This window comes from Chroococcidiopsis sp. CCALA 051, from assembly GCF_003015105.1.
In the GTDB taxonomy this organism is placed as follows: Bacteria; Cyanobacteriota; Cyanobacteriia; order Cyanobacteriales; family Chroococcidiopsidaceae; genus Chroococcidiopsis; species Chroococcidiopsis thermalis.
Genome location: NZ_PYCI01000018.1, coordinates 16,295 through 41,651, shown reverse-complemented (window position 1 = coordinate 41,651; position 25,357 = coordinate 16,295). Strand labels below are relative to the sequence as shown.

General features: G+C 43.5%; 21 protein-coding genes, 1 tRNA gene and 1 pseudogene. 13 read left to right on the top strand and 10 right to left on the bottom strand.

Features of this window, described 5'->3' with window-relative positions; genetic code table 11:
• Positions 1-90: 90 nt before the first annotated feature.
• Positions 91-171, top strand: a tRNA-Leu gene (locus C7Y66_RS06560).
• 174 nt (positions 172-345) lie between these two features.
• Positions 346-957, top strand: coding sequence for a chorismate lyase (locus C7Y66_RS06555; RefSeq protein WP_106169138.1), 612 nt, complete (start codon positions 346-348; stop codon positions 955-957).
• A 56-nt stretch (positions 958-1,013) separates the two neighbouring features.
• Here C7Y66_RS06555 and C7Y66_RS06550 read toward each other — a convergent pair whose 3' ends face one another.
• Positions 1,014-2,645: a cyclic peptide export ABC transporter gene (locus tag C7Y66_RS06550; protein ID WP_106544950.1), complete on the bottom strand. Its 1,632-nt coding sequence runs from the start codon at positions 2,643-2,645 to the stop codon at positions 1,014-1,016.
• 161 nt (positions 2,646-2,806) lie between these two features.
• On the opposite strand from C7Y66_RS06550, the gene C7Y66_RS06545 reads away from it, so the two are divergent.
• Positions 2,807-5,830 (top strand): FAD-binding and (Fe-S)-binding domain-containing protein, encoded by a 3,024-nt coding sequence (locus C7Y66_RS06545; RefSeq protein ID WP_106544949.1) that lies wholly within the window; start codon positions 2,807-2,809, stop codon positions 5,828-5,830.
• A 44-nt stretch (positions 5,831-5,874) separates the two neighbouring features.
• Positions 5,875-6,237: pseudogene (folB, locus tag C7Y66_RS32310) on the top strand (dihydroneopterin aldolase).
• Between the two features lie 50 nt (positions 6,238-6,287).
• On the opposite strand, the gene C7Y66_RS06535 reads toward folB, so the two are convergent.
• The 3 genes from C7Y66_RS06535 to groES form a co-directional block, all read right to left on the bottom strand.
• Positions 6,288-7,073 (bottom strand): DUF3891 family protein, encoded by a 786-nt coding sequence (locus C7Y66_RS06535; RefSeq protein ID WP_106544948.1) that lies wholly within the window; start codon positions 7,071-7,073, stop codon positions 6,288-6,290.
• Between the two features lie 269 nt (positions 7,074-7,342).
• The gene (gene groL, locus C7Y66_RS06530) at positions 7,343-8,983 is read right to left on the bottom strand and encodes a chaperonin GroEL (RefSeq protein ID WP_015152680.1); all 1,641 of its coding nucleotides are present in this window, start codon (positions 8,981-8,983) and stop codon (positions 7,343-7,345) included.
• A 106-nt stretch (positions 8,984-9,089) separates the two neighbouring features.
• A complete protein-coding gene (gene groES, locus C7Y66_RS06525) occupies positions 9,090-9,401 on the bottom strand; it encodes a co-chaperone GroES (RefSeq protein WP_039713348.1) in 312 nt (103 codons plus the stop codon).
• A gap of 268 nt (positions 9,402-9,669) precedes the next feature.
• Between groES and C7Y66_RS06520 the strand changes: the two genes are divergently transcribed.
• The 6 genes from C7Y66_RS06520 (at position 9,670) to C7Y66_RS06500 (ending at position 14,865) form a co-directional block, all read left to right on the top strand.
• Positions 9,670-10,122, top strand: a complete 453-nt coding sequence (locus tag C7Y66_RS06520; RefSeq protein WP_106544947.1) for a ferredoxin — start codon at positions 9,670-9,672, stop codon at positions 10,120-10,122.
• Between the two features lie 500 nt (positions 10,123-10,622).
• The gene (locus C7Y66_RS06515; protein ID WP_015152683.1) at positions 10,623-11,270 is read left to right on the top strand and encodes a response regulator transcription factor; all 648 of its coding nucleotides are present in this window, start codon (positions 10,623-10,625) and stop codon (positions 11,268-11,270) included.
• A 281-nt stretch (positions 11,271-11,551) separates the two neighbouring features.
• Positions 11,552-12,604, top strand: a complete 1,053-nt coding sequence (locus C7Y66_RS06510; protein ID WP_106544946.1) for a pentapeptide repeat-containing protein — start codon at positions 11,552-11,554, stop codon at positions 12,602-12,604.
• 120 nt (positions 12,605-12,724) lie between these two features.
• Complete coding sequence (locus C7Y66_RS06505; protein WP_106544945.1) at positions 12,725-13,576, top strand: DUF72 domain-containing protein; 852 nt, start codon at positions 12,725-12,727, stop codon at positions 13,574-13,576.
• A 195-nt stretch (positions 13,577-13,771) separates the two neighbouring features.
• A complete protein-coding gene (locus tag C7Y66_RS32835; protein WP_255409939.1) occupies positions 13,772-13,897 on the top strand; it encodes a hypothetical protein in 126 nt (41 codons plus the stop codon).
• Positions 13,894-14,865 carry a histidine kinase gene (locus C7Y66_RS06500; protein WP_199197268.1) on the top strand — a complete coding sequence of 324 codons (972 nt, stop codon included), beginning with the start codon at positions 13,894-13,896 and terminating at the stop codon, positions 14,863-14,865. Before C7Y66_RS32835 ends, C7Y66_RS06500 begins: the two co-directional genes overlap by 4 nt.
• A gap of 43 nt (positions 14,866-14,908) precedes the next feature.
• On the opposite strand, the gene C7Y66_RS06495 is transcribed toward C7Y66_RS06500, so the two are convergent.
• Positions 14,909-16,021, bottom strand: a complete 1,113-nt coding sequence (locus C7Y66_RS06495) for an alkene reductase (RefSeq protein ID WP_106544944.1) — start codon at positions 16,019-16,021, stop codon at positions 14,909-14,911.
• An 88-nt stretch (positions 16,022-16,109) separates the two neighbouring features.
• Positions 16,110-16,469 (bottom strand): thioredoxin, encoded by a 360-nt coding sequence (trxA, locus tag C7Y66_RS06490; protein WP_106544943.1) that lies wholly within the window; start codon positions 16,467-16,469, stop codon positions 16,110-16,112.
• Between the two features lie 200 nt (positions 16,470-16,669).
• On the opposite strand from trxA, the gene C7Y66_RS06485 reads away from it, so the two are divergent.
• The 3 genes from C7Y66_RS06485 (at position 16,670) to C7Y66_RS06475 (ending at position 19,725) form a co-directional block, all read left to right on the top strand.
• Complete coding sequence (locus C7Y66_RS06485; RefSeq protein WP_106544942.1) at positions 16,670-16,999, top strand: helix-turn-helix transcriptional regulator; 330 nt, start codon at positions 16,670-16,672, stop codon at positions 16,997-16,999.
• A 310-nt stretch (positions 17,000-17,309) separates the two neighbouring features.
• Positions 17,310-19,373, top strand: coding sequence for an elongation factor G (locus C7Y66_RS06480; RefSeq protein WP_106544941.1), 2,064 nt, complete (start codon positions 17,310-17,312; stop codon positions 19,371-19,373).
• Between the two features lie 163 nt (positions 19,374-19,536).
• A complete protein-coding gene (locus C7Y66_RS06475; RefSeq protein ID WP_041462750.1) occupies positions 19,537-19,725 on the top strand; it encodes a hypothetical protein in 189 nt (62 codons plus the stop codon).
• Between the two features lie 75 nt (positions 19,726-19,800).
• Here the strand turns inward: C7Y66_RS06475 and ctpC are convergent, their stop codons facing one another.
• The 4 genes from ctpC to C7Y66_RS06455 form a co-directional block, all read right to left on the bottom strand.
• On the bottom strand, positions 19,801-21,075 hold the full coding sequence (ctpC, locus tag C7Y66_RS06470) for a carboxyl-terminal processing protease CtpC (protein WP_106544940.1): 1,275 nt from the start codon (positions 21,073-21,075) through the stop codon (positions 19,801-19,803).
• Between the two features lie 135 nt (positions 21,076-21,210).
• On the bottom strand, positions 21,211-22,437 hold the full coding sequence (gene ispG, locus C7Y66_RS06465; RefSeq protein WP_106544939.1) for a (E)-4-hydroxy-3-methylbut-2-enyl-diphosphate synthase: 1,227 nt from the start codon (positions 22,435-22,437) through the stop codon (positions 21,211-21,213).
• 155 nt (positions 22,438-22,592) lie between these two features.
• Entirely contained in the window at positions 22,593-23,498 is a 906-nt protein-coding gene (locus tag C7Y66_RS06460; RefSeq protein WP_199197267.1) for a WecB/TagA/CpsF family glycosyltransferase, read from the bottom strand.
• Between the two features lie 543 nt (positions 23,499-24,041).
• Positions 24,042-25,343, bottom strand: coding sequence for a hypothetical protein (locus C7Y66_RS06455; RefSeq protein ID WP_015152695.1), 1,302 nt, complete (start codon positions 25,341-25,343; stop codon positions 24,042-24,044).
• Between the last annotated feature and the right edge of the window lie 14 nt (positions 25,344-25,357).

Below are 25,357 nucleotides of genomic sequence, written 5' to 3'. Positions count from 1 at the left end.
CGTAATTATTTTGGCACGAGCGATCGCCTCTTTTTTGTTCAACTTTGCTGGTCTTGCTCCACAAGTATGCTAAATTATATATCTGCAAGCGCGGATGTGGCGGAATTGGTATACGCGCACGTTTGAGGGGCGTGTGGCTTTGCCTTGCGAGTTCGAGTCTCGCCATCCGCATTTTTTCAGGGAGCAGGGACGAGCTGGGAGTAGGGAGCAGTGAAGAGTAGTTAGTGTTAAATCCTCTTCAGCCCTTCCAATTGCTCGTACCTGCAAGTCTTTCTTCTGACTCCTGACTCCTGGCTCCTGACTCCTGTTATATTAATAAGAAAGTCATGAATTTTTGTAAACAAATTGACTGCGACTTATAACTTTACAGATAAGCAGGTACTACCTAAGTCTTGGCATCGTCTCTCACCCATTTGGGAAGGCGATGAGAACACTATACAACCAGGCTTGCCTCATACTCGTCTTGCTCCAGCTTGGCAGTTACTTTTGTTAGGTGATGGTTCTCCTACACGCCATTTACAATTGCTAACTGGGGAACCCACGGAAGTTGACGTGATTGATATGTCAGTAGTTGGCATGGATTTAGATGATGCACCCAGTATCATCGAAGCTGTCCCAGGACCGAGATTGAGACGACAGGTGTGGTTGCGCAAACAATCGGGTCAACGTTTGGCATATGCCGCATCTTGGTGGGAAGCCAGTCACGTAGACGAATATTTACAAAATCGTTCTTTGCCAATTTGGGCTAGTTTAGCGCGTTTGCGGACTGAGTTGTATCGGGACGTGCAAGGAGTTTATTACGGTCACTCAGAGGCGTTAGAAGCAGGATTTCAACACCAGGGACCCTTTTGGGGTCGTCACTACTTGTTCTGGCATCATGGAAAGCCTTTGACGTTGATTTATGAGGTGTTTTCGCCTTATTTAACAAAATATCTAGGGTTGACACAAGTAGATTGAGGTAGTTGTCAACAAATTGCAAATCGGCGTGTGCGCGAACTACTAGCAACACATATTCAATGCATACTTTTGTCATATTCGATCTTGCCGTAATCTAATTTTACGATCCGGTCTGCTAAATCGAAATAGCGCTCGTCGTGGCTGACTACGACAACTGCATTGCCTTGATTTCTAAGTTCTGGTAAAAGTTGGGTATAGAAAATCTTTTTGAATGCCGGATCTTGGTCGGAAGCCCATTCGTCAAAGACGTAAATCGACCGATCTTCCAAATATGCTGTGAGGAGTGCTAGACGTTTGCGTTGTCCTTGAGAAAGTGCAGTACTGGAGAATACGCCACGATCTATCTTGACTTTGCCATCAAGATGTAATTTTTCGAGGTATTCTTGTGCTACGCGATCGCCGCTCTTTAAATTATCTAACCCCAAAAGGCGATCGAATAAATAGAAATCTGAAAACACGACGGAAAATTGCTGGCGATACCACTCTTGATTAGCATCGGTAATCGATTGACCGTCAAATTCTATAGTTCCAGTTTCAGGCGCGTATAGTCCAGTCAACAACTTCACGAGCGTTGATTTACCGCTACCGTTACCACCTACGATAAATATTAGTTCTCCAGGCGATAAAGTCAAACTGAGCGGTCCTAGAGTAAAGTGGTGGTCTTCTCGTTCTCCTTTATAGGCGTGGGTTACTCCAGTTATTCGTAACGATCGCCAACCAGGATTTTGAACCGCCACTGGCGATTCTTCTACCTCAGTACTTGGTGTATTTAACGAAAGTCCCAACGTATTAATTTTTTCTAATGCAATATTAGCTCGTAGCAGTTCGGGAAGCGTGTTGAGTAAGCCACGGAGGGGTGTCACCATGAAAATTAGCGTCAGAGCATAGCCAGACAACACCGCACTAGGAATCACAAATAACAATGGTACAACGAACAGAAATACTCCAATCAAGACGAACAGCGCCACTAATCCCCAACTACCACCGATCGCAAATGAATTGGCTGCGGTGATACGATAATGCTTAGACTGCACGGCTGTTGCTTGCAAGTCTTCTACTAAAAAAGCCTGTCTTCGCTGCTGGTGCAGTTTTAGTTCCTTAATTCCTTCAGTTACGGTGCGGAAGTGCTGAAACAACCTATCCTGTTCTTCACGAGCAAATTTTAAGAAATGTCTGCCGCGATAAATTAAGTATTGGTTGCTGAGAATAGCTAATGGCACTAGCACCATTGTTAAACCAAATAGCGGTAATGACAGCCAACTCAGATACAACAAGCAACCCAGTAGCAACGCGATGTTAGCACAAAGTGCGGCGATAGGAATAGATGCATTGGCGATTATCTCAATATCTTGCGTTAAAGCCGCCAGCAGTCGTGGTATGCCAATTTCTTCTAGCTGTCGTAAAGGACAAGCCAAAATTTGGCGAGTCAAATGCAGTCGGAGATCGAAAATAATCCGTTCTGCTAAACGAGCAATGTAGACTTGAGATGCTGCGGTTGAAATTAGTAGTATGAGGCAAAGTGCGATAAACCCAAGTGCTACAAATGGGTTAACACGATTTGTTTCGCGCAAAGATATGTTAATTAAGGCAATCATTCCAGCACTACTTGCACCGCCAAGCAATCCAGTCAGCACTGCTAGGGTAATACTTTGCCAAGAGGCGCTGAGAAAAAGGCGAATTAACTCCATTAACAGTTATCAGTTATCAGTTACCAGTTATCAGTAAAGAGCGATCGCAAAATAGTGAGGTAGCAATGTATGAGTTTCAGTATAAATAATCTCTAGTAAATATTTAACCGATTGCTGTCATCAACTCTTTTAAAATCTTTATTAGTAGATTGCGTATAATTATGATTCCTAAGCTAAATCTCAAGGATAATCTCAAATCCGAATATCTACTTTTCCTAGAGGCACTGGCGAAAACACCGTTTTCAGGAGGGATTCGTCCCGATTTTGCTAGTCGGTTAATGATGTCTACTGATAATAGTATTTATCAAATTTTACCGCAAGCAGTTGTTTATCCTAAAACTGAAATAGATTTAGTGCATTTATTTCAACTAGCACAGCAAGAGCGATTTAAATCTGTCACATTCTCTCCCAGAGGTGGAGGAACGGGAACTAACGGTCAATCGCTTTCCTCGGGAATTATTATTGATTGTTCTTACATGCACCAGATTCTGGAAATCAATCTGGAACAGGGATGGGTACGAGTACAACCAGGGGTAATTTTAGATAAATTGAATGCTGAACTAAAGCCTTATGGAATGTTTTTTGCCCCGTCTTTATCTCCTAGTAACCGCGCGACAATTGGAGGTATGATTAATACTGATGCTTGCGGTCAAGGTTCGCGAATTTACGGACGCACCAGTAACCATATTTTAGAATTAAGTTGGGTTTTACCAGATGGTACTGTAGGGCGATCGCATTCTGTTAACCTTACTACATTAACCCAACTAAAGCAACAACCCAGAATTGGGCAGATTTACACCCAAGTAAATGAAATTGTCACGACAAAGCAAGAACTCATCGAGCAAAATTTTCCCAAAATGCCTCGTTTCATGACGGGATATAATTTAGCAAAGGTATACTCTTCCCAAGACAAAACATTTAATCTGAATTGGCTTTTAGCAGGTTCGGAAGGAACGCTTGCTGTTATTACTGAAGCTAAATTAAAGTTAACTCCGATTCCTAAATATAAAAAATTAATAGCAATTCACTATAACTGTTTTAACGATGCTTTATTTGCCGCAGAGACTTTATTATCTTTTGCACCCGCAGCGATAGAAACCATCGATGAGAAAATTTTAAGATTAGCAAGGCAAGATGTAATATACGAAAAAGTCAAAGATTTTATTAGCGATGCAAATGCAATTAATCTAGTTGAGTTTAGTAGCGACGATTTAGCAGAACTAGAACAAAAAATTACTCAGATTTGCCAGAGTTTTGATAAAGGCAGAGGGTATTACTTGGCAAAGAATGAGATAGAAGCTGCTAGTTTATGGGAATTGCGTAAACGTGGTGTAGGATTACTAGGAAATGCAAAAGGCGATCGCAAACCGATTGCTTTTGTAGAAGATACCGCAGTTCCGCCAGCGTGCCTAGCTGATTATATTCGTGAATTTCAAACTTTACTCAATGCCTATCAGCTCGATTATGCCATGTACGGTCATGTAGACGTGGGCTGTATGCACGTTCGACCAGCCCTAGATCTGAAAGTACCACAAGATGAAGCCCTGATCAGAGAATTATCTGACAAAGTTGTGGCGCTAGTCAGAAAATATGGCGGCGTAATGTGGGGAGAACACGGCAAAGGATTTCGCAGCGAATATACTCCTACCTTTTTTGGCGAACTCTATCCCGATTTAGGCAAAATCAAAGCAGCTTTCGATCCTGAAAATCGCTTAAATCCAGGCAAAATTGTCGCACCAAACGCCAGTTATAACGAAGTGGTACGAGTCGAAGCACCTTTACGGGGACATTTCGATCGCCAAGTTGCAAAAGAGGTGCGATCGCAATACGAAGTTGCTTTTAGCTGTAACGGTAATGGCGCGTGCTTTAACTACAATCCCGATGATGTTATGTGTCCGTCTGCCAAAATCACAGGCGATGCCACAGGCGGTTCGCGAAGCGACCATCGCATTCACTCGCCTAAAGGTCGTGCCAGTTTGATGAGAGAATGGTTGCGACAAATAGCTCTAACTCAAAGTGAAGAAATAGAAAAATCTGGAAATTTTACCCTCAAGTTCTGGAATAATTTAACTAAGATCTGGGGAAGTTATGACTATTCGCACGAAGTTTACAACGGAATGCACGGCTGTCTTTCCTGTAAAGCTTGTGCTAGCCAATGTCCGATTCATGTAGACATTCCCAGTCTGAAAGCGCAATTTCTCGAACTTTACCACACCCGCTATCTGAGGCATTGGCGCGATTATTTCGTTGGGAATATTGAAACTCTCGCCAATTGGCAATCTCACGCACCTGTTTTATTCAATTTTCTGACTCAAAACTTAGTGACGCGCTGGTTAATTCAAAAATTCGTGCGAATGATCGATCCACCCGCAGTCAGCGCGCTGACTGTCAGACAAGGATTAAAACAAAGACAAGCACCAGTTTTTAATCTAGATACATTATCTACCCTTAGCCAGTTAGAACGAGAAAACAGCGTTATTTTATTGCAAGACGCTTTTACCAGCTTTTACGAATCGCAAATAGTTCTCGATACTTACGATTGCTTGCGCGAGTTAGGTTATATAGTGTACGTTCCACCTTTTTTTGTGAATGGAAAGCCATTGCACGTTAAAGGGTTTTTAAAAAAATTTCAAGCGATCGCGCAAAAAAATACTGACTATTTAAATCAATTAGCAAAACTAGAAATTCCCCTTGTAGGAATTGAACCTAGTATTGTCCTAACCTACCGAGATGAGTATATCAAAATTAAAGGTTTAAAAGCAAGCTTTCGAGTGCAGTTATTGCAAGAATTTTTGTGGGATAAACGGGAGAGATTAAAGCAAAAAATTGGCGATCGCATATCTGAATCAGATCGTTATTACTTATTCGGTCACTGTACCGAAAAAACGATTGCTTTAAACTCACAAAAACAATGGCAGCAGATCTTTCAAATGTTAAAAATTCCTTTGAGTTTAGTTGCTACAGGCTGTTGTGGCATGGCGGGTATTTACGGACATGAAGCCGAACACTATAATGAATCTCAAGGAATTTATTCTATGAGCTGGAGACGGCAAATTTCATCCGATGTAGAACAAAGAAAGTTTTGTTTAGCTACTGGTTACTCTTGTCGTTCTCAAATCAAACGATTTGATAGTTTCGTACCTTTACATCCAATTCAAGTTATACTTTTGCACTGTAAAATATAATTAATTTAACACAAATTATACCAATTACCAATTACCCTAATTATATGGACTGCATTCATCTAGAAAAAATTTGCTGTTATGGTTATACGGGATATTTACCAGAAGAACAGGTATTAGGACAATGGTTTGAGGTTGACGTAACGCTGTGGTTAGATCTATCAGTGGCGGGTAAGAGCGATGCTATTTAAGAAACAATCGATTATCGTAATATTATTAGTAAAGGTCAGCATTTAGTTTAAACTTCTAAGTTTGCATTAGTCGAAAAACTAGCAACAGCGATCGCGGAATCTATTTTAGCAGTGAAGGGGATAGAACAAGTTAAAGTAAAATTATCTAAACCCGCCGCACCCATACCAGATTTTAGCGGCAGAATTTCAATTGAAATTACGAGAAATGCTCGGGAATAATTTCCAATTCAATGTAGAGACGTTACATGTAACGTCTCTACATAACGTTTCTACATTGGAATCAAAACAGTAGACATATTTACCCATTCTGCATTTGCCAAAGCCTGACGCATTTGAGTTTCATCGGTAAACTTTTCATTTAAAACTCGCCCATCATAATTGAGTTTTACTTCATCTCGTTCAAATGCCCAAGGTTCAACTTTAATTTTGTCAAAATTATCATCTACAGGAATCAGAGTCAGAGTCATTTCCCCAGATGCAGTAGGAATATCATGAAATTGCCTTTCCTCTCGCAGTCCCATACATAAAGCAAGTGATAATAAATCCCAAATTGCTACTAATTTGCGATTGCGTTGAATTACTTCTGGAGTTGTATGATTTGCATAGTAAGAGTCATTCTGTAAATAATTAACGAGCTGTTTTTGATAAGCATATTCTTGCTGCAAATATGCTTCTACTAACTGAGTAGATTCAGGTGAATTTTCCCATTTTCGGAAGCGTTCAAATAATCCCGTACCGTGGAGCGAAACCAATAACGCTGCATATCTACCGTAAGACGAAGTTAGATGCTTGACACCAGACCAAATCTTGACCGAGATTTCTGAAGGGAGTTCCATAAAGTTATGGGGATAACCCGTCTGGAGATTTAAAGTAGGTTCGTTTTCCCAAAAAACCCAACCGATATCGTGTATCGCCGCACCCAGACAAACTTCTGCTTTTGGTGCGAAAGTGCCAAAATCTTGATTTCCCCAAGCTTGCGCCAGACAACCTGCAATCCAAGCGTGTGTTGGTTGTGCGATCGCAATTATTCCTGTTGGTGTTTGGCGGTGTAGCATCTCTCTGCGTTCTCGCTCGATTAACTTGAGATTAAATTAACATTTTCCTGTCTGTCGCCTAGCCATAGATATAGTCAATAGCTTCTGTTTTGGAAAATGGCAGGAATTTTCAACAGAGATGGATACAGGTGGCACGTAAAATACAAATGCGATCGGTATTTTGACTTTTAACTTTTGACTTTTGACTTGATAAAAAACAGCCACCTCCCCAAGGGAAGCAGCTGTATTCTTCACAATTGAGGTAAACAGTAGCCTACCTCTAACAGATTTTAGTAATCGAAATCTCCGCCACCCATACCAGCGCCAGCACCAGCAGGAGCGCCATCTTTTGGTTCGGGCTTATCAACCACGATGCACTCAGTGGTCAGTACCATACCAGCGATAGAAGCAGCATTTTGCAGCGCGGAACGAGTCACTTTAGCAGGGTCAACAATACCAGCGCTAAACATATCGACGTACTCGTTTTTAGCAGCGTCGAAGCCGATATTGAAGTCTTTTTCCTTGACGCGCTCGGCGATGACTGCACCGTTTTGACCTGCGTTTTCAGCAATCCGCTTCAATGGAGAAGTTAGAGCGCGAGCTACAATTGATGCACCGATTAATTCTTCACCCTTGAGGCTGCTACTTGCCCACTGTTCCAACTGAGGAGCTAAGTGAGCCAAGGTTGTACCACCACCAGGAACGATACCTTCTTCTACGGCGGCTTTGGTAGCGTTAATCGCGTCTTCCAGGCGTAGTTTGCGGTCTTTCATTTCGGTTTCAGTTGCAGCACCGACTTTGACCACAGCAACGCCACCAGCTAGTTTAGCTAAGCGCTCTTGTAGCTTTTCTCTATCGTAGGAAGATTCGGTTTCGTCCATTTGACGGCGAATCTGTTCGCAACGAGCCTTAACAGCTTGTTCGTTACCTTCAGCGACAATTGTGGTGTTGTCTTTGGTAATGGTGATCCGGCGTGCTTTACCGAGCATGTCTAGCTTGGTGTTATCCAGCTTCAGACCAGCATCTTCAGTAATCAATTGACCACCAGTGAGGATAGCGATATCTTCCAGCATAGCCTTGCGGCGATCGCCAAACCCAGGCGCTTTGACCGCAGCTACGTTGAGTACGCCACGCAGACGGTTAACTACCAAGGTTGCTAGCGCTTCTTTTTCAATATCTTCTGCCAAAATCAGCAGCGGACGACCAGAACGTGCAACTTGCTCTAGTACGGGGACTAAATCTTGTACCAAAGCAATTTTCTTGTCGGTAATCAAAATGAAAGGTTCGTCTAGAACAGCTTCCATCCGTTCGGGATCGGTAGCGAAGTAGGGAGAAATATAGCCTTTGTCAAAGCGCATCCCTTCGGTGATTTCTAGTTCGGTTGTCATGGACTTCCCTTCTTCTAGGGAGATGACACCTTCTTTACCCACCTTATCCATCGCTTCAGCGATCATGCTGCCAACTTCTTCATCGTTACCAGCAGAGATCGAACCGACTTGAGCGATCGCTTTAGAATCTTCTACAGGACGAGCGTGTTCGGCAATCTTTTCGACTAGGAAGTTAGCCGCTTTATCAATCCCACGCTTGAGGGAAATTGCATTTGCACCCGCAGCAACGTTACGCAAGCCTTCTTTAACAATGGCGTGAGCTAATACGGTTGCAGTGGTTGTACCATCACCCGCAGCGTCATTGGTTTTGGAAGCAGCTTGGCGAATTAGAGATACACCAGTGTTTTCTACGTGATCTTCTAATTCAATTTCTTTAGCGATGGTTACGCCATCATTGACGATCTGCGGTGCGCCAAACTTTTTCTCTAGCACCACGTTACGACCCTTTGGACCCAGCGTAACGGCTACCGCTTCAGCTAGAATGTCCATACCCCGTTCTAGGGCGCGACGAGCGTTTTCGTTGTAAATAATGCGCTTTGCCATAGTTGTCTTGCGATTTTGGATTTTAGATTTTGGATTTTAGATTTTGTGAATTGGTAGTTGGTAGTTGGTAGTTGTGAATCTTCCATCACCTATTACCCATTACCGATTAGCTAACAACTGCTAAAATGTCTTTCTCGGACAACAGCACGTACTCATCTGTACCTAGCTTTACGTCTGTGCCAGCGTACTTAGAGTAAAGAACTTTGTCTCCAACCTTAACTTCTAATTCTTGGCGAGAACCATCATCATTACGCTTACCAGGACCAATGGCGACGATTTCACCAACTTGGGGTTTTTCCTTAGCAGTGTCGGGCAAGTACAAACCGCCAGCGGTTTTCTCTTCTGAGGCGCTGACTTTGACAAATACGCGATCGCCTAGTGGCTTAACTGTAGAAACGCTTAAAGATACTGCTGCCATACAAATTCCTTGCCTTGTTAGCACTCTCAACTCCTGAGTGCTAATTTAGCCAAAAGATAGAGATCGTGGCAACAAATTCGATTGTACGGGTTTCCGAACTAGGGAGTCGGGAGTCAGGGGATAAGGGGGACAAGGGGGACAAGGAGGATAAGGAGGACAAGGGGATAATGAGGAACAAGACAATTTAAAATGCAATGTGTATGCGTGTAAATTATGTAACTTACCCGTTTCATTCCCTGAAGCTGAGATTTTCTCCCTCACTCCTCAAATGACCGACAACCTGACACCCCAAGATGAAACCTGTAAACCAAAAGATGATGAAGCTTTGGCTGTTTGCGTCCAGGCTTTAGGTTTACCGCAAATTCAACGCCATGTTTTTATTTGTGCCGACCAGACTTTACCGCAGTGCTGTTCTAAGGAAGCGAGCCTAGAATCTTGGGATTACTTGAAAAAACGCCTCAAACAATTAAAACTCGATAAACCAACGAGCGATCGCCCCAGTTGTATCTTTCGCACGAAGGCTAACTGCTTGCGCGTCTGTACTAATGGTCCAATTCTCGTAGTGTATCCCGATGGGGTTTGGTATCGTCAGGCAACCCCCGAAGTTATTGAACGGATTATCCAAGAACATCTCATCGGCAACAAAATTGTGCGCGAATATGCCTTTCTCGTTCATCCTCTTCCAGAACCGAGATCGGTCGCGATCGCAGATGACAACTAGTGCAGCATCAGAGAAGTCAATAGAATTGGCAAAATAACAGAAAAGCCATCAGTTCTTTTGCACGAGACCCCATCTCATCACAGTTTATTAAGGATAGTTACAAAGAATATTTGATTTAGCAAACAAAATTGACTGACTTTTCTCAGTACAAATTTTGGCGTTTGCTCCTACTCTAGTGGGTTTTACTGATTCTTTCAAATAAAGATAGGTATATTTTGCTATTGTATCAGGTTTTATACGACAACGCCGAAAAAAGAATATATAATGATATCGCCTAAGTTATACCAAATAGGGCGTATCATTAGGTGTCCGTACTAAGACTGAAATCTTTGCAGTTGCAGTGCAGCACTAAAGCTATAAATCTTCTTTGAAGATTAAAATGGCTTTCCGACTACAATTCAGCGAGACCGAGGTCAGTAAAATACCACCAAACCGATAAATTGCAAGAGAAACTGCTATTGAAAAGTTCGACTGACTCAATTGTGGCGAGTAAGCGCAGCATGAAGGAAACTAGCGTAAAAGAGCACAAGCGACTGCTATTAATAGATGATGACCCCAACCTCATATTACTCGTCAAGGATTACCTAGAATTCCGAGGCTATGAGGTCATCACCGCAGAAAACGGGCGAGAGGCTTTAGAAGTTCTGGAGCAGGAAATTCCAGATATGATTATCTGTGACGTGATGATGCCAGAAATGGATGGCTATCAGTTTGTCAATCAGGTAAGACAGGACGAACGCACCAGTTGGATTCCGATTCTATTTCTTTCTGCCAAGGGTCAAAGCCAAGACAAAATCAAAGGTTTAAACATCGGTGCTGATGTCTACATGGTCAAACCATTCGAGCCAGAGGAACTAGTGGCTCAAGTGGAAGCTTCTCTTAAACAAGCTTATCGCCAGAGACAACAATCAGGTGGCAACGGCGAAAACGAGACAAAAATTCAAGTTCCTTTTGACGTGCATCTGACGCAAACAGAGCTAAAAGTCGTGCAATATGTGGCGAGAGGTCTAGCTAATCGCGATATTGCCGAAGAACTGAATGTGAGTCAGCGGACAGTAGAAAGCCACGTGTCTAATATGCTTGGTAAAACGGGATTGCACAATCGTACTGAGCTAGCACGTTGGGCAATTGAAAATCAAATGGCATAACTCGACATGGAAAATTGGCGGCTGGAGACTGGGGAATTCAAGAAAAAATGTAGCAGATTATGGCAAGAATAACTATATAGTTGAATCAGCACGACTGGCTGATGCTGTATAGATTAAATCCTGCTGTCATCTGCCTCCTGCTTTCTTGAGCTAGTGTTGTCTCAGTAGTGATAAGTTTAGTTTAAGTTTCTTATTAGGCGATCGCCTAAAAGAAGGTAGCGAATACGCAATTAGCTGCCTATCATGGGTAATACCAAGCTAGTGAGGATGCGGCAGTAGTAATGTTAGACCTGAACCACTGCTACAGAGTACTTGGATTAGAGCCTGGAGCCTCCCTGGAAGAAATTAACCAGGCGTATAAGGACTTGGCTTTTATTTGGCATCCCGATCGCATTCCGAAAGAGAATCAGCGGTTGCAGCAAAAAGCGCAAGAAAAATTAAAAGAAATTAATCAAGCGCGAGAGCAATTGCGGGTAATTCAGACTCGCACGGGTAAATTTACTCCCGCGCAACCAAAACCAGAGTCCCGCAGTAGACCTAAACAGTCGCAGGCTCATTCTCAATCTCATTACTACTCAGCGTCACAATCGCGCCAGCAAAGTTATTCGCAGTCGAGCAGCAATAATTCTCAGTCATATTACGATTCAACCGCGCGATCGCGTCAACAGGCAAGTTCGCAATCGAACGGCAATAATTCACAATCTAGCTACAAACAACCGTCGCAATCACACTACGACTCTACTCAGTCGCACCAGCAGTCAAATTCGCAATCTAGCTATAAGCAACCGTACCAGTCAGATTACTACTCAGCTTCACAGTCGAGCTACAAGCAGCAATCACCTCCCTCAAGCTATTACTCGGGATCGCAATCGCCCCAACAGAGTAGTTCTCAGTCTTACTATTCTGCTTCTAAGTCGCCCCAGCAAGCCACTGCTTCATCTTCCCCCCATCAACCTTACCGTCCTCACTATCCCGATATGACTGGAGCCGATTTACGGGGTGCTGAGTTGAAAGAAAAAGATTTATCGGGGAGAAACTTGAGCAAAGCTAACTTAAGTAAAGCCGATCTGAGCGATTCTTTTCTACACAAAGTCAATTTACAAGAAGCAAATCTATCTCAAGCCAACTTATTTCGCGCCAACTTATTAGGCGCAAATTTAACTTCAGCCAATTTACAGGAAGCCAATTTAATTGGTGCTGACTTGAGTGGAGCAAATTTAAGTAAAGCTAATTTAAAAGGAGCCAAAGTAGGTACAAAAGACCGAATTATGGTCAAATTAACCGGAGCAATTTTAACTGGGGCAATTATGCCTGATGGCTCAGTTCATTCCTAGAAAATTTTCTTTGATTTTTGATTGTTGTACGAGTGAGCTTAGCAAATAGATTGACAGCTTTAGCTGAAGATCTTAGTAAAAACCCGTCCTTACAGTTTTTTAACTTTTAACTTTTAACTTTTGACTTTTCATCTTGGCTGTGCTGTTTGGTCGTATAAAGGTTGGGTAGGCGATTTTTATCCGACTGGAAGTCGTGTGGGTGAATTTTTAGGTTTATACAGCCAGCGTCTCACGACTGTTGAAGGAAACACCACCTTTTACGCTATCCCTGATGCCGATACTGTAGCGCGCTGGGCAGCAGAAACACCACCAGAATTTAAATTCTGCCTCAAGTTACCGCGAGACATTACCCATCAAGGCTTGCTAGAACCACATATTCCCGATGCTTTGAGTTTCATAGCACGAATGCAAGGTTTAGGCGATCGCTTGGGACCAATTTTTGCTCAACTCCCGCCACGATATAGTCCAGAAGCAATAGAAGACTTAACAATATTCTTAAACGCTTTGAGAGAAAAAACGTCGCTGGCTTTAGAGGTACGTCATCCAAGTTGGTTTCAAGAGCCTCACGCTAGTCAACTAACAACGCTTCTGAAACAATTAGAGATAGGTAGAGTTTTACTCGATAGCCGTCCGATATACGATGCACCAAACGATCCGCAGATTCACTCCGAACGCCGCAAACCTAAGTTACCAGTAGAATTTAGTATCGCTGCACCGTTTAGCTTAGTTCGTTTTATCAGCCACCCAAAATGGGAGTTGAATCAGCTGTTTCTTGAGGAATGGGTTGATTTTATCGATCGCAATCTAAGTCAAGGAACCCAGATTTATTTCTTTGTACATTGTCCCACAGAAGAGCGATCGCCGCACAATGCTCGGTCTTTTCACCAGTTATTGACACAAAAAGGGGTTGTGGTTCCGCCGCTTCCCTGGAACGATTTGCAGCCATTTCCTCAGCAACTCAGCTTGTTCTAGATTGACTTTCATCCGTCAGAAAGAGTGCGATTGGATTTGTTTGTCATTAATGTAGGGATAAGTCATATTAAGTTCGTTGCAATAACCAGAGTATTGCAAGGGTGGGTTTACCAGAATTCATTCTGACGGTATTTACGAGCGATTAACCGAACACGATATCAGAGATTTTTTCTTAGATTGGATAAAGTTTTGATTGTGTTTCACGCATTAGCCGAAGGCGAAGCGTTAGATGCAGAGGCGCAAAGAAGAAAGCAAAAACAATTCTTTTACTACAGTTCAGTTTTAGTAGCTCAATTTAGTAAGTGGGAGAAACAAAAGTGACTTTAAGTAATGAAGAAAAACAAAAAATCATGAACGATCTAGCTCAAGGTAAGCCAGGATTGGTTCATGAGGAAAAAACCCCGAATCTCGACCAGTATGACTCTAGTTTCGATGCTAAAGACTACGAGAACTTTGAGGATTTCGCTCAACGTCCTGTAGATGAGACAGGTACACCAACTTATCCACAAAGAAATATAGTCGAGCAAATTAGGACGCAAATTCGCTCCGAATTTGAGGAAGCAAAAACTACTGGACAGTTGCGATCGAGTAGGATTCGCGAAATCGTTCAATCTGCTATATACGATGTCCGCACGGAGATAAAAGCAGGTACTAGCGATATTCGTCAAATTTTCAGAGATACTATTTCAGCAGTTAGCGATAACTTTAAGGATAAGGGTAGCGAGATCAAAGAGGAAATCACTGCTGCGGTTGAAGGATTTATTGAAGGTTACAGTAGTGGCAAACGGCAAACTATTGTCAAAGATCAGGCAGAAGTTCACCAACTACAATCCAGAATTGACACTCAAGAAGAGGAACTACAACAAGAGATCGATCGCCTCTTGGTTGATGTAGAAGAAGTTGGTAAAGAATCAGATTCTAGTTTGAAAGATTCGATCCAATCCGCCATTAATGCCTTCAAAAATAGCGAAGAATTCGCTTTAATGAAGAAGCGTTACGCTCAACTCCAAGCACAATTGGCGATCGTTCGCGCCAATCTAGCCGCCCGCTATGGCGGACGCTACGAGGAAATCAAAGAAAGAATAGATGAGGCTACGCACTGGTACAGCCGCACCCGTAACAAAGCTGATGTCGGAGAATCAGTAGAAGGGCGATCGCTTGAAGATAGACTTAAAGAAGTAGGAGAAGCGATCGCGAAAGGAGAGCATCAACTACGCAAGATTCTGCACGATCTGCTCAAAGTTGCAAGTGATTTGCTCAAAGATAAAGAACCACCTGCTAGTAAATAAATTGGGTAAAGTAGGGGCGCACAGCCGTGCGCCCCTACCCCCATCAACCAGCAGCCTGCAATTCCAAAGATGGATAATCTGTATAACCCCTCTTGTCTCCGCCATAAAAGCTAGAGCGATCGTAGGGGTTTAATTGTGCGTTGAGAGCAAAACGCTGCGGTAAGTCGGGGTTGGAAATAAACAGTCTACCGTAAGCAACTAAGTCCGCATCTCTAGAGGCTAATACTGCATTTCCCGATTCGCGATCGTAGCCGCCAGCACTGATGAGAGTCCCTTTGTAGATCGGACGGAAGTATTTTGATGACAATTCTGAAGTAGGATTTTCTACTGTCTCGTTACCAGCAACTCTCGGCTCTACCAAATGCAGGTAAGCTAATTCAAATTGGTTGAGCGCATCAACTACATAGGTAAACAATGCTTTGAGATCGGAGTCGTAGACGCTACCAAAAGTACCGCTGGGTGAAAGTCTGACTCCTACTCTATCTGCGCCCCAAACGCTAACGACTGCTTCAGTCACTTCCATTAACAAGCGGGCGCGGTTTTCAATCGAACCACCATATTCATCTGTACGGTGATTGGAGCCATCGTGGAGAAATTGATCGAGCAGATAGCCGTTGGCGCTGTGAATTTCTACGCCATCAAACCCAGCCGCCAACGCATTTTTTGCCCCTTGGCGATATTGTTCTACAATACCTGGAATTTCTGCTGTTTCTAGGGCGCGGGGTGTAACGTATGGCTTTTCTCCTTCGTAAGTAGCTGCCATACCTTCTGATGGAGCGATCGCGCTAGGTGCAACGGGCAATGCTCCATCGACTTGCAAATCGGGGTGAGATATTCGCCCGACGTGCCATAGCTGGAGAAAAATTTTGCCACCGCGATCGTGTACGGCTTTCGTCACTAGCCGCCAGCCTTCTACCTGTTCTTGAGAGTGAATACCAGGGGTAAACGGATAACCTAAGCCTTGTGGCGACACCTGAGTCGCTTCTGTAATAATCAGTCCTGCCGAGACTCTTTGGGCGTAATATTCTGCATTCAATTCTCTCGGCACGTTACCCTCTCCCGCACGGTTGCGCGTTAAGGGAGCCATCACCATTCGGTTAGGTAATTCGTAACGACCGAGCCGAACGGGTGAGAATAGATCGATGTTGGTATTCATAGGCTTTACTAGGGTAAATGGATAAAAAGTGTATGAAATAATGTGGACTGTAGAAGCGCGAAATTTCACGCCTCTACAGATGTAATGTCTAAGCAGCTTGTCGATCTGCTGCTGGCTCTAACAAAGCATTCAACTTTTGCGCGATCGCTTTTGCCCCAACAACACCAACAACTCGATCTACAACCACGCCATTTTGGAAAAATAACAGCGTCGGAATTGCCTGCACCTGATATCGAGAAGCAATTTCTCCGTACTCGTCAATATTCAGCTTGCCTACTGTGGCGCGTCCGGCAAAATTGGCAGCAATCTCTTCCACGATTGGGTTAACTACCCTACAAGGTCCGCACCAGGCTGCCCAAACATCTACTAGCACTGGTGTTTTACTCTCAATGACCTCTGTTTGAAAATTCTCAGCAGTGAGAGTCAACGGCTTGACACGATCTGTCATACCTACAAGTCTCCTTCTTCATCAAAACCGGATTAGCCCAGGTAAGAGGCAACTAACAACTACCTATTACCAACTACCAACCGTAGGTTAAAATTTAAGTAGTTAAACAACCACTTGACTATTATGCTAGACAATATAAATTAAAAAGTCAAGTAGCTATTTAACTATTTGATAAGTAGCGCGATCGCGGACGAACGACAATGAAAGAGACTCATTCAGAAAAGCTCGTGTCCCTACCTGTAGCTGAAGTAGACGATAGCTGTCGTCGGGCAAAAATCTTTGCAGCCCTTGCCGACCCCACCAGATTGAAAATTGTCGAGTTACTCGCCCATGCTGGAGAATTGAGCGGTACGGAGATTGCTCAAAAATTAAGTATTAGCCTTGCCCTCTTCTGCCACCACTCTAAAACTCTAGCGGAAGCAGGGTTGCTCGATATTCGCAAGGAAGGGCAGACAAAATATAACTCTTTGAATTGGGAGTTACTCAATGCTTGCCTGCAAAGCTTGATGAGAGGGAGCAGGGAGCAGTGACCAGTGACCAGTGACCAGTTACCAGTTACCAAGAAGCCTCTTACCACGCACCACGCACCACGCACCATCCAACTACCAACTACCAACTACCAATTACCACTCTCTCCTTGATAAAACTCCAAATATCTGCATAAAACTTCAAGCTAATTAACTTTAATTTAGCTAATTCTTACGAGAAACTACAATTTTCATTCTTACGATTAAAGACAAGATAAGGTCGGATTAAAGACGGGATAATTCTCTACAACATTATCCATTGTCTACTCACGATCGTGCGGCTTCTCATAAAGGAATCCGCGTAGGAGGTTGTATGAATGAAAATGTCAGAGCGAGTACGCGCAATGTTGCAATTGTCGGTCCTTATTTGAGCGGAAAAACAACTTTGCTCGAAAGTTTGTTATCGGTCACAGGAGCTATTACTCGTAAAGGTAGCGTCCGCGACGGTAACACCGTAGGAGACAGTGCAGCGGAAGCGCGCGATCGCCAAATGAGTGTAGAAGTGAGCGCCGCTAGTACCGAGTATGAAGGTGTCCGCTTCACATTTGTTGACTGTCCGGGTTCAGTCGAATTTGCTCAAGAGACATATAACGCTCTCATGGGCGTAGATGCAGCAGTTGTTGTTTGCGAGCCAGCAAATGATAACAATGAAAACGGTTTGCGTCAGAAGGTACTTACCCTCGCTCCCTTATTTAAATTTCTTGACGATTGGGAAATTCCCCATCTCGTATTTATTAACAAAATGGATCGGGTTAGCAACAATTTCATGGATATGTTGCACGCCCTTAAAGCTGTTTCCAAGCGTCCGCTCGTACCGCATCAATATCCCATTATTCAAGACGAACAGCTAACTGGATTTATCGATCTAGTCAGCGAACAAGCATATCAATACCACTCTGGCGCACCAGCCGATCCGATTCCATTGCCAGCATCTTTAAAGGCACAGGAACAGGCAGCTAGAGCGGAAATGTTGGAAGAATTAGCCAACTTTGACGACCATTTATTGGAAGAACTTTTAGAAGAGATCGAGCCGCCTCAAGAAGAAATTCTGCAAGACTTGAAATTAGAATTAGGGGCAGATTTAGTCGTTCCAGTATTTTGTGGAGTTGCAGACCGAGATTTTGGAGTTAGACCGCTTTTAGAAGCACTGTTACGAGAAGCACCTGAACCACAAGACACTGCTCAACGACGAGGGCTTGGCGCTACTGCTGAAACTCCCATAGCCCAAGTATTGAAAACCTATTACACGCCCCAAGGAGGCAAACTTTCCCTAGTACGGGTATGGCAGGGTAAGTTAACCGATGGCATCGTATTGAATGGTACTCGCGCTGGCGGGATTTATCGGCTACTAGGACAACAACAAAACTCGATAAATGAAGCTGAAGCTGGTGAAATTGTTGCTCTCAGCCGTCTAGATGGCGTGAAAACTAGTGATACCATCTCAGCAAACGGACAAGCCACAGAACTACCTAAAGCAGATATACTCAGACCAGTTTATGCCTTGGCGATCGCCCCGGAAAAACGCAACGACGAAGTTAAACTGAGTGCAGCGTTGACTAAGCTATTAGAAGAAGACCCATCTTTAATGTGGGAACAGCACGGCGATACCCACGAAGTGATCCTGTGGGGACAAGGCGAAATTCACTTGCAAGTAGCCCTCGATCGCCTGCGTCGGAAGTATAACTTACCAATGGGGACTCATCTACCACAAGTACCCTATAAAGAAACCATTCGCAAGCCTGCTGCTTCAGTTCACGGGCGCTACAAGCACCAGTCAGGAGGACACGGGCAGTTTGGCGATGTTTACCTAGATATTAAACCGCTTGGACGCGGAGAAGGCTTTAATTTTAGCGAAAAGATTGTAGGTGGTGTGGTCCCGAAGCAATATATTCCTGGCGTTGAAGTTGGTGTGAAGGAATTTTTGGTACACGGTCCTTTAGGTTTTCCCGTAGTTGATGTTGCCGTCACCTTGACCAACGGCTCTTATCATACAGTTGATAGCTCCGAGCAAGCATTTAAACAAGCGGCACGGCTAGCTATGCAAACGGGAATGACTCAGTGCGAACCGACGCTATTAGAACCGATCGCCTCAATTGAAGTCAATACGCCCAGCGAATTCACCTCCAAGGTGATGCAACTGGTGAGCGGGCGACGGGGACAAATTCTCGGCTATGAAGGAAGATCTGATTGGTCTGGTTGGGACAAGCTGATTGCTTACTTACCTCAAGCCGAGATGCAGAACTTCATTGTCGAGTTGCGATCGCTAACTCTAGGTGTTGGTTCCTTCCAGTGGCAATACCATCACTTGCAAGAAGTTCCTGACAAGTTAGCCGAGCGAGTTTTGGCAACTGGCAGTAACGGTAACGGCAACCGTTGATGCATCAGGCTTGATTACCTTTGCTGAAAAGATCTGTCGTTTTCGATTAAATAAATTACACGATCTGTAGGGGCGCACAGCTGTGCGCCCCTACAAATATGCTCTTGTCTGCGAACAGCTTAGAATTGAGGATACCAGACAGAACAGCGCTCAACTTTTTTCTATGATGAATTCACAAACTTGGTTTATTGTCAAGCTAGCGGACGGTCATTGTCAAATTGTTTCTGACGAGCAAGTGAATATAGAGCCAGATGCAGAAGCAAAGGAACGTTGGGGACCGTTCCCATCTCAAGCAGAAGCGATCGCCCGTCGCGTTGGACTCATCCGTGCCGGAAAATGCCAGCCTATGTAATCGGTGGGGAGCAGCGATCGATTATCAGTTACCAGTTACCAACAGTCGCAAGTTGTCAGTTTGTTACTTTCGTTCCTATCTTGTCGCAGAGTTCCCCTTAGCCGCAATCTGCTTTTGTAATATGTCTAATGCTTTCGCATATTGCGGGTCTGATGGCGTACCAACTTTGTCGCGATTTTGTAGAAACAACGCCTGTTTTTCTTTATCCGTCAGCGATACTACTACATTAGGAGCAATCCCAGACTTATTGATGTCGCGTCCGTTGGGGGTAAAGTACTTCGCTATGGTTACAGCTAAGCCAGAACCATCTCCCAAGCTGCGTACCGACTGTACCAACCCTTTGCCAAAAGTTTTTTCTCCAACTAAAACCGCGCGTTTGTTATCCTGTAGAGCGCCAGACAAAATTTCACTAGCACTTGCCGAGCCATCATTCACTAGCACGACTAGAGGCTTATTTGTTAACGGTCGGTGATTAGACCTTTCAATATCTTGTTTTCCTTGTCGGTTCTTAGTGGAAACAATAACCCCGTCTTCCAGCCACATTTGAGCAATTTCTATGCTGGACAATAACAACCCACCAGGATTGTTACGTAAATCCAAAATATAACCGGATACCTGTTTCTTTTCTAAATTTTTAATTGCATCGCGCATTTCCGTGGCAGCATTGGCACTGAACTGATTTAAGCGAATGTACCCTATACCACCTGTTGGGCTATTCTGGTAGCTGTAACGCACTGGATGAATTTCAATTCGCGCCCGTTTTATCCGAAAATCCTTCTGCTGTCCGTTGCGCAAAATCGTGATTTGTACTTCTGTACCTGGTTGTCCCCGAATCAGCGACACTGCTTGATTCACATCCATTCCCTTAGTGCTTTTACCGTCGATTTTGACGATTGTATCCTTAGCAAGAATTCCGGCACTGAAAGCGGGTGTATCTTCAATTGGGGCAATTACAGTTAATAGCTTTGTTTTCTCATCTTGGGCGATTTGAATGCCAATTCCCGTTAGTTCTCCAGAAGTATCTACCTGCATATTCTTGAATTCTTCTGGATCCATAAATCGGGTATATGGATCTTTGAGCTTTTCTAGCATTTGTCGGACTGCTTTGTATGCATCCTCTCGATTGGCATAAGAGCGGCTCAAGTACTCTTTGCGTACAGCTTGCCAATTGACCTTGTTGAAAGTCCCGTCTACATACTGCCGATCGATTATTTGCCAAACTTCATCGACTAATTCTTTCGGACTTTCACGAAAGAAAGCTTGAGTTTGAGAGCGATCGCTAAAACTGGCAACTGCGGCAGTCGAGAGCATCACTGCTGTTGCACCCAAGAAAATTCCACGCTTATTCATGATCGTATTGACACTGCACAGCCGGAGAACAAAGCAAACCAAGTAAGCCCAATTTAACACAGGGCGCTCAGACAGTGACCAGTTTTGACAGTGACCAGTGACCGCAGCAGACAAACCTTGGTCACTGGTCACTGCTTACGGATCGACCCAGCGATCGTCTGCCTTAATCAAATTAATCAATTCTTCCACTCCTCGATCTTCAGGAACGCGCTTGATTTCTTCTCGACCGCGATAGAGAGAAATGTAACCAGGTTGCTTCCCTACATAGCCGTAGTCCGCATCCGCCATTTCCCCTGGACCATTGACTATACAACCCATAACGGCGATATCTAACCCTGTTAGGTGCTTAGTTGCCTCTCTAACTTTATGCAACACTTCCTCTAAATTAAATAGAGTGCGTCCGCAAGAAGGACAAGCAACGTACTCTACCATTGTTTTCCGCAAACCTAAAGATTGCAGAATGCTGTAACAAACGGGAATTTCTTTTTCTGGCGCTTCTGTCAGCGATACGCGGATGGTATCGCCAATCCCTTCAGCTAACAGCGTCCCAATCCCAGCTGTAGATTTGATTCGACCGTATTCGCCATCTCCGGCTTCCGTTACGCCTAAATGCAAGGGATAGTCCATGCCTAGCTCATTCATCCGCTTGACCATCAAGCGATTGGCAGCGATCATTACAGGCACTCGCGATGCTTTAAGCGAAATCACTAAGTTGCGAAAGTCCAGCGATTCGCAAATCCGAATGAATTCCAGCGCTGATTCTACCATTCCTTCTGGGGTGTCGCCGTAGGTAAACAGCATTCTTTCTGCCAAGGAGCCGTGATTCACGCCAATCCGCATGGCTTTACCCTGGTCGCGCAAGGAAATTACCAGTGGTTCCAAAGTTTGGCGAATCTTGTCTCCAATTTCCTCGAATTCTGTTTGACTGTACTCAGTGCGATTGGATTTAGGTTTTTCAAATACGTACAAGCCAGGATTGATCCGCACTTTATCGATGTGCTTGGCAACTTCCAAGGCAATTTTCATCCCATTATGATGCACGTCAGCCACGATTGGAACTGGTTGGTATGAGGCATACAACTTTTGTTTGATTTCTGCTAAGGCTTGAGCGTGTGCCATACTTGGTACGGTGACGCGGACTATTTCGCAGCCAATTTCATGTAGGCGACGAATAGCAGCAACGGAACCATCTATGTCCAGGGTGTCTTCGTTGATCATCGATTGCACCACCACTGGATGACTGCCACCAATCGTGACGTTTCCTACCTGAATCGGACGAGTCTGGCGGCGATGAATAGTAGTATCAGTGGAAAGTTCGCCAGAAGAAGATTTTACTGTAGCTGGGTTGGGGAGAGTCTGCATAACCTATTGGCTGAATTTTTGTAGCGAGATTATCAGATGAGTCTATCTGTCTCTCAGATTGCCACAAATTAGGGGCAGGGGGCTAGTTATCAGTTATTAGTTGTTTGTGAAGAGCGGTGATAGGTAGTTGTTGATTATTGGTTATTGGTCACTGGTCACTGGTCACTGCTTCTTGCTCCCTGAGTTAATAGCTGCTTCAAAGCTAGCCAGATAAACAGGGGCATGGTGGTAGTATATCTTTTCCAGAGTCTACGTGGTTCTTGAATTAATCTGTAAAACCACTCCAAACCAAAGTTTCTCATCCACAAGGGAGCGCGTTTGTGAATTCCTGCATACACTGGAAATACTCCGCCTACACCAATCATAACGGCATGAATTTTGTCTTTATGTCGATCCATCCAGTATTCTTGCTTCGGACATCCCAGAGCCAAAAATACAATGCCAGCTCCACTATCATGAATTTTTTGAATAACTGCTGCATCTTCTGCTCTCGTGAGCGGACGGAATGGTAGTGGCTCCATTCCAGCAATTTCTAAAGCGGGAAAGTCACGCTCTAAGTGCTTTCGCATCTGCTTTAATATGGAAGCTTCCGAACCAAGAAAAAAAACTTTTATCTGACGCTGGGAAGCCTGTTGGCAAATAGATAACATAATATCTAGCCCAGCAACGCGATTTTGATGTTGCGCTCCCATTAGTTTCATCATCCATACTAGGGGCATACCATCAGGAGTAATTAAATCTGCACGATTTAACACTGCATGAAATTCTGGATGCCAGTAGGCTTCTGCCAGCATATGGACGTTTGCCACGCATACAAATCGGCTAGCACGACTGCTAGCCCACTCCAACATCATTTCTATTTGGCGATCGAAAGGTGCGATCGTGACTGGTGAGCCAATAACACAAATTCTAATTTGAGGAATTTCAGCCGGAATAACTTCTAACTCCGATTTATTGACTGGAGTATGAAACGATTGAGTGATGGCTAGACCGGGAAAATCCGATGCTATTGGTTGGATTAACTCCACTGCTTCTACTTTATTTGTTGTATCAAATCTCATTTCCCTGAACTCTTCACTTGAGTCATTGCCATGAATGACAGTATAGTTTGAAAGTAATTTATAGCATCGCTAATCATTGATTATTTGCGTCTTTAACGATAAAAAAAGATTTCAAATCCCTCAAAACTATAGTTTTTACTAGAAAAACTTCGGAAAAATATTGATTCTCTTTTTACTATTTTGATAACTCATGTTTTAGTTGATTAAAATCCATCTGTATGTTAAACGAGACATAGAAGTGATGACAAAAATATAAAGATTACCGATTAAATAATAATCAACAGAAATAATAGCACCTAGAGATTTGAGAAATTGCTACACGTCTTCTCAAAGTACGGTGAAATTGATGAGAACTGCCCTGAACATTATTGATATGTCTAAAATTATACCAAAACTTACTGACAAGCAATAGTAGTTTAGCAACTTCATTAAAAAATAATAATTGCTCAGTCATGGTACGATCAGTCCCCAGCTATAGTAGCAGATTTGCTTCTATTTAATAGCTCGTAGATTGCTCGATCGCAAAACTCTGAAGATACAGAATTATGATAGCCGTCTCAAGCGATTAGTTTGCCATTGCAGACCAACAAGAATAGCCATAAAGAGCATGTAACCAGGTTCTTCTATTTGAGTGAAAATTAATCCAAAAACAAATATAGTTAGGAGAAAAAACCGAGAAAGATCGTCCGAACACAGCCTGCACCAAACAAGAAATGCAAGATAAAAATAAGCTCCTAACCCTAGCAGACCCAAATCTCCCCAAATTCCTGCCCAACCAAAAAACGGCGAAAACATGCTAGATTTATCGCCAAACCAGCTTGCTCCTACCACACTCCATACGGCTTCGCTCACGGAAAGTTGAGTTGCTCCTAAAGGGGAGAGCAGATCCCAATAATCACGCAGCATCCACCCCCCTAAACGTCCGATCGTGTGACCGGGACCAAGCCCCAATAAAGGGTTGAGCGGAGAATGATAGAAAGAAGGAATAATTGAGAATCCTACTAGTTTAAGCTTCATCCCCTCTAAAGTCATATCGACGCTCCAAGCGAGAAACCCATTATTTGCCAACCAAACTGCGATAAATACAGCTAAAATTGCTCCAATCGAGTATTTTACAAATTCTGTAATATCTTTTAATTTAGTGCAAAAAAGAAGTACGAGAGCAACTAAAAATACTGCTAGAACTTGTTTGGCATCTGATACTAATACGTGAACGATAGTAGTAATAAATACAGATGCTCGCAGCCAAAGTGGACGTTCTTTAGCAATACATAAATAGTACGTACCAAATGTTAATGAAACTGAAGCACCAACAACATGACCAGAACCTTGGTTTAAAAAAACTCCTTTAATATTGTCTTCTAAACCTTCCTGAAGATGTAAATTGAGAACAAAGCGCTGGAGCAAAGCAAGCAGGAGATTGATAAAGCCAAAACGCACTAACCAACAGTGCAGTTTTTCCGTGCTAGTTAAAGACATGGGAATGCAGGCGATCGCTACTAGAAGTAAGTACGGCTCGGCTAGCATTAAATAATTGAGAACTACATTAATTAATCCAGCATTATTGAGTAGTCCGCTAGCACAGATTGAGATGAAAAATATTAATAAACCTAAGAGCATTTCTTGGACGATGGTAAGCTGACGCTGGCTTTTAGAGCGAGCTTTGACAAGAGCAATACCACAGGCAAGTGGAACTGTAGCAAAGTGTAAAAAATTAATTGCTGCGGGTACTCCTAATGCCTCGATGATACGGGCAAAATAAGCAGTAGCAAATGCCAATAGTACAATTGTGGAACTTTTAATTAATCCCTTGCGTTGTTGCTGACACGCCGCCTCTACTTTCATAGATCGACCTCTAG

What these genes read in the sequence shown, in the direction of transcription:
- C7Y66_RS06550 (WP_106544950.1), bottom strand. Translation starts at nt 2,645, where the DNA reads ATGGAGTTAATTCGCCTTTTTCTCAGCGCCTCTTGGCAAAGTATTACC.
- C7Y66_RS06545 (WP_106544949.1), top strand. Translation starts at nt 2,807, where the DNA reads ATGATTCCTAAGCTAAATCTCAAGGATAATCTCAAATCCGAATATCTA.
- C7Y66_RS06535 (WP_106544948.1), bottom strand. Translation starts at nt 7,073, where the DNA reads ATGCTACACCGCCAAACACCAACAGGAATAATTGCGATCGCACAACCA.
- groL (WP_015152680.1), bottom strand. Translation starts at nt 8,983, where the DNA reads ATGGCAAAGCGCATTATTTACAACGAAAACGCTCGTCGCGCCCTAGAA.
- groES (WP_039713348.1), bottom strand. Translation starts at nt 9,401, where the DNA reads ATGGCAGCAGTATCTTTAAGCGTTTCTACAGTTAAGCCACTAGGCGAT.
- C7Y66_RS06520 (WP_106544947.1), top strand. Translation starts at nt 9,670, where the DNA reads ATGACCGACAACCTGACACCCCAAGATGAAACCTGTAAACCAAAAGAT.
- C7Y66_RS06515 (WP_015152683.1), top strand. Translation starts at nt 10,623, where the DNA reads ATGAAGGAAACTAGCGTAAAAGAGCACAAGCGACTGCTATTAATAGAT.
- C7Y66_RS06510 (WP_106544946.1), top strand. Translation starts at nt 11,552, where the DNA reads ATGTTAGACCTGAACCACTGCTACAGAGTACTTGGATTAGAGCCTGGA.
- C7Y66_RS06495 (WP_106544944.1), bottom strand. Translation starts at nt 16,021, where the DNA reads ATGAATACCAACATCGATCTATTCTCACCCGTTCGGCTCGGTCGTTAC.
- trxA (WP_106544943.1), bottom strand. Translation starts at nt 16,469, where the DNA reads ATGACAGATCGTGTCAAGCCGTTGACTCTCACTGCTGAGAATTTTCAA.
- C7Y66_RS06485 (WP_106544942.1), top strand. Translation starts at nt 16,670, where the DNA reads ATGAAAGAGACTCATTCAGAAAAGCTCGTGTCCCTACCTGTAGCTGAA.
- C7Y66_RS06480 (WP_106544941.1), top strand. Translation starts at nt 17,310, where the DNA reads ATGAATGAAAATGTCAGAGCGAGTACGCGCAATGTTGCAATTGTCGGT.
- C7Y66_RS06475 (WP_041462750.1), top strand. Translation starts at nt 19,537, where the DNA reads ATGATGAATTCACAAACTTGGTTTATTGTCAAGCTAGCGGACGGTCAT.
- ctpC (WP_106544940.1), bottom strand. Translation starts at nt 21,075, where the DNA reads ATGAATAAGCGTGGAATTTTCTTGGGTGCAACAGCAGTGATGCTCTCG.
- ispG (WP_106544939.1), bottom strand. Translation starts at nt 22,437, where the DNA reads ATGCAGACTCTCCCCAACCCAGCTACAGTAAAATCTTCTTCTGGCGAA.
- C7Y66_RS06460 (WP_199197267.1), bottom strand. Translation starts at nt 23,498, where the DNA reads ATGAGATTTGATACAACAAATAAAGTAGAAGCAGTGGAGTTAATCCAA.
- C7Y66_RS06455 (WP_015152695.1), bottom strand. Translation starts at nt 25,343, where the DNA reads ATGAAAGTAGAGGCGGCGTGTCAGCAACAACGCAAGGGATTAATTAAA.